The sequence below is a fragment of the Vibrio sp. CAU 1672 genome (assembly GCF_029223195.1).
GTDB lineage: Bacteria > Pseudomonadota > Gammaproteobacteria > Enterobacterales > Vibrionaceae > Vibrio.
In genome coordinates this window covers 1-6,599 of sequence record NZ_JARHUF010000051.1, presented here as the reverse complement: position 1 = coordinate 6,599, position 6,599 = coordinate 1, and the positions used below count along the sequence as shown (strand labels likewise).

The 6,599-nt window shown below is 46.1% G+C and carries 6 protein-coding genes and 4 tRNA genes; 3 read left to right on the top strand and 7 right to left on the bottom strand.

Translation table 11 applies throughout. The features are described from left to right. From P2G85_RS21090 to P2G85_RS21070, 5 genes are all read right to left on the bottom strand, one after another. Window positions 1–240 (bottom strand): GTP-binding protein (locus P2G85_RS21090; RefSeq protein WP_275864587.1); only part of this gene is annotated, 240 nt, incomplete at its 3' end. A gap of 96 nt (window positions 241–336) precedes the next feature. Then, a tRNA-Thr gene (locus P2G85_RS21085) sits at window positions 337–412 on the bottom strand. A gap of 14 nt (window positions 413–426) precedes the next feature. Then, window positions 427–501, bottom strand: a tRNA-Gly gene (locus P2G85_RS21080). 35 nt (window positions 502–536) lie between these two features. Continuing rightward, window positions 537–621: transfer RNA gene (locus P2G85_RS21075), tRNA-Tyr, on the bottom strand. A 52-nt stretch (window positions 622–673) separates the two neighbouring features. Continuing rightward, a tRNA-Thr gene (locus P2G85_RS21070) sits at window positions 674–749 on the bottom strand. Between the two features lie 207 nt (window positions 750–956). Between P2G85_RS21070 and coaA the strand changes: the two genes are divergently transcribed. Next, a complete protein-coding gene (gene coaA, locus P2G85_RS21065) occupies window positions 957–1,880 on the top strand; it encodes a type I pantothenate kinase (RefSeq protein ID WP_275865984.1) in 924 nt (307 codons plus the stop codon). Between the two features lie 12 nt (window positions 1,881–1,892). Here the strand turns inward: coaA and birA are convergent, their stop codons facing one another. After that, window positions 1,893–2,858, bottom strand: a complete 966-nt coding sequence (birA, locus tag P2G85_RS21060; protein WP_275865983.1) for a bifunctional biotin--[acetyl-CoA-carboxylase] ligase/biotin operon repressor BirA — start codon at window positions 2,856–2,858, stop codon at window positions 1,893–1,895. After that, on the bottom strand, window positions 2,858–3,898 hold the full coding sequence (gene murB, locus P2G85_RS21055) for a UDP-N-acetylmuramate dehydrogenase (RefSeq protein WP_275865982.1): 1,041 nt from the start codon (window positions 3,896–3,898) through the stop codon (window positions 2,858–2,860). The genes birA and murB overlap by 1 nt, the downstream gene beginning before the upstream one ends. A 71-nt stretch (window positions 3,899–3,969) precedes the next feature. On the opposite strand from murB, the gene P2G85_RS21050 reads away from it, so the two are divergent. Further along, on the top strand, window positions 3,970–4,404 hold the full coding sequence (locus tag P2G85_RS21050; protein ID WP_275865981.1) for a GNAT family N-acetyltransferase: 435 nt from the start codon (window positions 3,970–3,972) through the stop codon (window positions 4,402–4,404). 97 nt (window positions 4,405–4,501) lie between these two features. After that, window positions 4,502–5,842 carry a CDP-diacylglycerol--serine O-phosphatidyltransferase gene (pssA, locus tag P2G85_RS21045; RefSeq protein WP_275865980.1) on the top strand — a complete coding sequence of 447 codons (1,341 nt, stop codon included), beginning with the start codon at window positions 4,502–4,504 and terminating at the stop codon, window positions 5,840–5,842. Window positions 5,843–6,599: the final 757 nt, after the last annotated feature.

Here is a 6,599-nt window from a genome sequence, read left to right as displayed (position 1 = left end):
AACGTGCGCGTAGTGGCGAGTTGGAGTGTCGTACTCTACGTGAGAAGTAGCGATTGTGATACCGCGCTCACGCTCTTCTGGAGCGTTATCGATAGATGCGAAGTCTTTCGCTTCACCGCCGTATACTTTAGCAAGAGTAGTACAGATTGCAGCAGTTAGAGTTGTTTTACCGTGGTCAACGTGGCCGATAGTACCAACGTTTACGTGCGGTTTCGTACGTTCAAATTTTTCTTTAGACATGAGTTGTCCCTCTAGGTACGGATTTAGGTGGCTTTGATGACCACGCAACCAAAAAAAATTGGTGATTTTAATATCAAAAGGAAATGTCTTGAGAACTGGTGCTGATAGGCAGACTCGAACTGCCGACCTCATCCTTACCAAGGATGCGCTCTACCACCTGAGCTATATCAGCACTCAAATTTTGAGTGGAGCGGGCAGCGGGAATCGAACCCGCATCATCAGCTTGGAAGGCTGAGGTAATAGCCATTATACGATGCCCGCAACACGTAACTCTGAGAGCTATTTCCTTAAGAATATGGTGGAGGGGGACGGATTCGAACCATCGAAGGCAGTGCCGGCAGATTTACAGTCTGCTCCCTTTGGCCACTCGGGAACCCCTCCAAATTTTTAAGCCATTCTAACTACAATTGCTTCTTATGAAAGCAGGAAAGAATGGTGCCGACTACCGGAATCGAACTGGTGACCTACTGATTACAAGTCAGTTGCTCTACCTACTGAGCTAAGTCGGCATAAGTGGTGCGCATTCTATTGAATGATTTTCGACGTTGCAATAGGAATTTTAAAAAAAATCGCAAAATTCCTTTTTTTTGATTCGTTTGTTGAAAATTCATACAAACTTCGCTTTTTTCAGCCAAAGTTTCGTTCCCAGTCGTTTGCTTTATCGCTTGCTTGAGGTATGTTCATGCTCTCACTGAAACTACGGATAAACGAGACTTATGAGTCCATTTTTGTCATTTAGCCGCGCGGAATGGGCAGAGCTACGCAATTCTGTTCCTATGAAACTGTCTGAAAATGATCTGCTCGCACTTCAAGGCATTAATGAAAACCTCACCATGGAAGAGGCCGTGGAAATTTACCTGCCTTTGTCTCGTCTATTAAATCTTTATGTGCAGGCGCGCCAAAGTCGTAACTCGGTATTGCAGCAGTTTTTGAATACTGAAGAACATGCTCCACCGTTTGTGATCGGTATCGCAGGTAGTGTCGCCGTAGGAAAAAGCACTACTGCCCGGCTACTTAAGGCGCTGCTGTCGCGGTGGGAAAACCACCCTAAGGTTGAACTGGTCACCACAGATGGCTTTTTATACCCCAAACGGATATTAGAAGAGAAAGGCATCATGCATCGTAAAGGTTTTCCTGAATCTTACGATATAAAACGCCTTGTCGATTTTATGTCTGACCTTAAAGCAGGCAAACCTGATTTATGCGTTCCGGTTTATTCTCACATCACTTACGACATAACCAGTGAAGTGAAAACCGTTGATCGCCCGGATGTACTGATCATTGAAGGTTTGAATGTGTTGCAAAGCGGTATGGATTATCCACACGACCCACACCGGGTTTTTGTGTCGGACTTTTTGGATTTTTCTATTTATGTCGATGCAGAAAGCGATGTGGTGGAACAATGGTATGTAGAGCGTTTTTTAAAGTTCCGTCATGGCGCATTCACCAAGCCAGGTTCGTATTTCAGCCATTACACCAAATTATCGGTGGAAGAGGCAAAAATGAAAGCACAAGGCATCTGGCGCAGCATTAACGGAGTTAACCTGGATCATAATATTTTGCCTACCCGTGAGCGTGCGCACCTTATTCTGCATAAAGGGGAAAATCATTTAGTGGATAAAGTGTTATTGCGAAAATAAATTTAGTTGAACCTAATCATCCTTGCGCAGCGAAATTTCGCCACCGATATAGGTTTGTAAGCCTTGGTCGGTTTTCAAGATAACTCCACCCTGCGCATCGATGCCTTGCACCACACCGACAACTTCTTTGGGTCCCATCACTAATTTAACACTACGGCCCATAAAATTATCTAATCGATTCCAACGTTCGACAAATCCCGCCATTCCTGTCATCTCATATTCAGCCAGCGCAGTTTTCCAGCCGGCCAGCAACTGGATAGCCAGTTTGTTTCGATCCACCACGCCCGTTCGACTGATTTGATGAAGCGTCGTCCAAGGTTGATCAATCTCCGGCTGTGAACTTGGCATACCAATATTCAGCCCCATCCCAATCACCAAATGGGCCGCACCGCCGGCTTGCCCTGACATTTCGACTAAGATTCCCGCCAGTTTTTTATCTTGGTAATAGAGATCATTGGGCCATTTTAGCTTGACGCCATGAATCCCCGCCGCTTCTAAAGCTTCTACCGCAGCAATCCCTATCACCAGGCTTAGGCCCATCGCCGCAGCCATGCCGGCATCTAAACGCCAGTACATCGACATATAAAGGTTAGAACCAAAGGGGGACACCCACTGTCGGCCGCGACGGCCGCGGCCATTAGCCTGGTATTCTGCAATACAAACCCGCCCTGACTCAGACTCACGCACGCGATCCAATAAGTATTGGTTGGTCGAATCAATCACCGGGATCAACTCCAGCAAACTATCCAGCTGCTGGCACAATAAAGCCTCATCCAGCAGCTGGATCGGCTGGGCTAGTTGGTAGCCCCGCCCCTGAACCCGATAAATATCCAGTCCCCACTCAGTGAGTCCTTTTATGTGTTTTGCGATCGCCGCCCGGGAAACGCCCAACGCCTCACCGAGCGCTTCTCCCGAATGAAAATCGCCATCACTAAGTTGTTTTAAAATGTACAGTTTGACCGAGTGCTCTCTTTTCATTACCCCGCCTCAATCTCAGCTAAGGTTATTTCTGTGCGCGCACCAATAAAACGCACCTCATGCTCTAACTCAATCTGATATTTGTCCTTGATGGATTTTTTCACCAAAGAGGCCAATTGGATCACATCCTGTGCACTACAGTCACCGATGTTTGTCAGGACTAAAGCTTGCAATGGGTTGACTTGTGCGCCATTCACGCAGACACCTTTAAGCCCACACTGGTCAATCAACCAGCCGGCGGCCACCTTCATTTCCTGGCCAGCCGGATACGCGACCATGTCAGGATATAAGGATTTGAGACGATCGTAGTGTTCTAAACTGATCAACGGGTTTTTAAAGAAACTGCCGGCATTACCGATTTTGTTAGGATCCGGCAGTTTTTCACAACGCACCTGGCAAACACGCTCAAAGATGCTTGCTGGGTTCAATTCCGGCTCCGGAATTGACTGTAACGGCCCATACTGATTTATCGGCTGCCAGTTTTTAGCCAGCTTCAGTCCTAATGCGGTAATAAAACATTTGTTGAACAAGCGATGCTTGAAGACCGAGTCTCGATAGGCAAACTCACATTCTGACGCAGATAAGCGTTTTTTCTCCAATGTCTCAAGATCCAAAATATCGACATACTCACAGACATCTTTAAGTTCCAGTCCGTAAGCCCCGATGTTTTGGATCGGAGCAGAGCCCGCACAACCGGGGATCAACGCCAGATTCTCGATCCCGCCGAACCCTTGCTCAACACACCAGGCGACCAGCTCGGGCCAGTCCTCCCCACCCGCGATATGTAAGTGAAAATAGTCCGCAGATTCACTCACCGACTTACCTAACAAACGGTTGATAATGACTAACCCTTCATAGTGCTGAGTAAATAACACATTACTGCCTTTGCCCAAGAAAAGCTTGGGTAAGTCTCGATAATCATTATCCTGAAGTAACTCAATAACCTCATCAAGTGAATTCACAACGGCTAGATATGAACAAGTCTGTTCAATACCAAAAGTGTGATAAGTCTTTAAGCTAGCTTGCTGTTCGATTTGCATAGTGGGTTTGCATCATTCAATAGGATTCTCGTAAACTGACGCTATTCTACCTCAGATATCATATTATCGCAGTGACTATCAACGACACCCTCATCATTGAAGAATTAGATCCGGTCAAGCTACCTTTGGTCAAAAAACTTTACAAAGCACACTATCCGTCCGGAAAAGCCAAAAAGGATGAACAGATTCTAATTGCAAAGCAAAATGGCCAAATTGCTGCGCTACTGCGCCTGAAGTGCGTAGAGCAATACCGCTTACTCACTGGTATGTTAGTAGTACCGGAAGCACGAGGTCGGGGTGTCGGTGATGCTCTGCTCGACTACTGTGAAAACAAGGTTTTCAATAATCATGATTTTTGTTTTGCATTTAGTTACTTAGAACACTATTACTCAAAACATGGCTTTAAACCCATTGAAATCCAAGACTTACCCAACTCACTGCGCTTAGCTTTCCTGCGTTATATAGACAGTGGTAAAGATCTCATTCCAATGCAATACACGCCATAACAGCCATATTCTGAACCGTTTTCTAGCCAATGAATTCATATCTTTGATAAAATAGCTGGTTCGCAATATTGCACTTAACAAAGGTACTCACACCGATATGATTGTAAGTAGGAATCCATTCGAGCCGTTGCCAAGCCTTGCCGTGAATCCTGAAGACATTAACGTACTGCACTCAGCAGAGGCCTTTCGAGCACGTCTTCTAGATTCAATAAGCAAAGCAACCTCACGAATCTACCTAGTCGCTCTGTACCTGGAAGATGATGAAGCAGGAAGAGAAATCCTTACTGCTTTGTACGAAGCTAAGCAGCGCAACCCAGGTTTGGATATCAATATCTGTGTTGATTGGCACCGAGCACAGCGCGGTTTAATTGGAGCCAAGACGTCCGAAGGTAATGCAGCGCTTTACAAGGCATTTGTTGAGCGATACCAGCATACCATCCCGGTATATGGCATCCCCGTACGAGGCCGGGAAGTATTCGGCGTTCTGCACCTAAAAGGATTTATCATTGATGATACCGTGATATACAGCGGAGCTAGCCTGAATAATGTGTACTTACACTACAACGACCGTTATCGCTTCGACCGCTATCACGTCATTCACCATCGTGCGTTAGCCGATAGCATGGTGCAATTCATTCAGCGAGAAATGATTGGCCATCCGGCGGTCAACGATCTGGCCTGCAAAGATAAACCGTCGACCAAGGAAATCAAGGCAACGATCCGCCAGCTTCGCTTTTCACTTGCTCGCGCCAGCTATCAGTTCACACCAGAAACGGCATCGGAAGAGCAGGTCAAAATCACGCCTCTGGTTGGGTTAGGTAAACGGCGTAACCTACTCAATCAGAAAATCATAAATTTGCTCGCCGCTGCACAAGACGAAATTTTCATCTGTACGCCGTATTTCAATTTCCCCAAAGCACTGCACCGTGAAGTAAAACGCGCAATGAAGAGAGGGGTGAAAGTGACCATCGTCGTGGGTGATAAAACTGCTAATGACTTCTACATCTCACCAGACGATGAGTTCAAAACCATTGGTGGTTTGCCATACCTGTACGAGGTCAATCTCCGCCGTTTCGCCAAAGCAAACGAAGCCAACATAGCCGCACGTAAGCTCTCGATCCACCTTTGGAAACATGACCATCACAGCTTCCACTTAAAAGGCATTTGGGTAGATAAGCGCTATATGCTGTTGACCGGCAATAACTTGAATCCGAGAGCCTGGTCACTGGATCTGGAAAATGGCCTGCTTATTCAAGATAACTTCGACCAATTGACAGAAAAATTCGAACAAGAAGTTGAAGGCATACTTAAACACACTCAACTGATCTGTACTTATAAGCAATTACAGAAAGTGGAAGATTACCCAATAGAAGCACAACGTTTGGTGCGTAAAATCACTCGAATTAAAGCCGATGGCGTACTAAAACGCATCCTATAAGGCTCGAGCCAGCGCCCGCAAATAAGGTAGTTTGCGGGCTGTTTCTCCTCTTTCCACCTCATCAATTTCCGCCACCGCTGCTAGCCTACACATAAATAACTCAACATCATTCAAAATATTCTCCCTTACTCCCGTAGTGCGCAATTATCCAAACACTAAATAGCCACTAACTCAGTAGACTCTCGTTGATGTCATTCAGCTATCGCATTCATTTTGTGGTTGATAAGCTAGCCTGGTAAGAGTGTCATAGCACAATGATGGACAATGCCTTCTCTGTTTCTAGTAAAGGCCATGACTAAAGATTCTCTTACTTACGACAGGATATAGTTCGCTTGACTAAACAAACAAGCCCCTAAACTTATGTCTGAAGGGAGCTTGGAATAATTGACGGAAAGGCGGAAGCGGTTAGATCGAGCTTGCGATCCATCACGCGTACATTCGGAAATTGTCTGGCCAAACATTTTACACATATGAGAAGGCCCTGACATTGTAGCCAGGGCCTGAAATAAACTACTAAGCAGTGAATTTATCACGAGCAATGGCAGGCTTTCTAACCGGTCTCAAGGTAATACCTCACCACTCCTACTGTCCGGGTGCTGTCCGAGCAGCCAAACGGAAAAAGCCTTACTATGAGTCAGCAAGGCTTCTGAAAGGGAAATACCTGCCCACAGGGCTTTTTCGTAGGCATACGAAAAAGCCCCAGTCTTTCGACTGGGGCTTAAATAAGTGGCGGAGTGGACGGGACTCGAACCCGCGA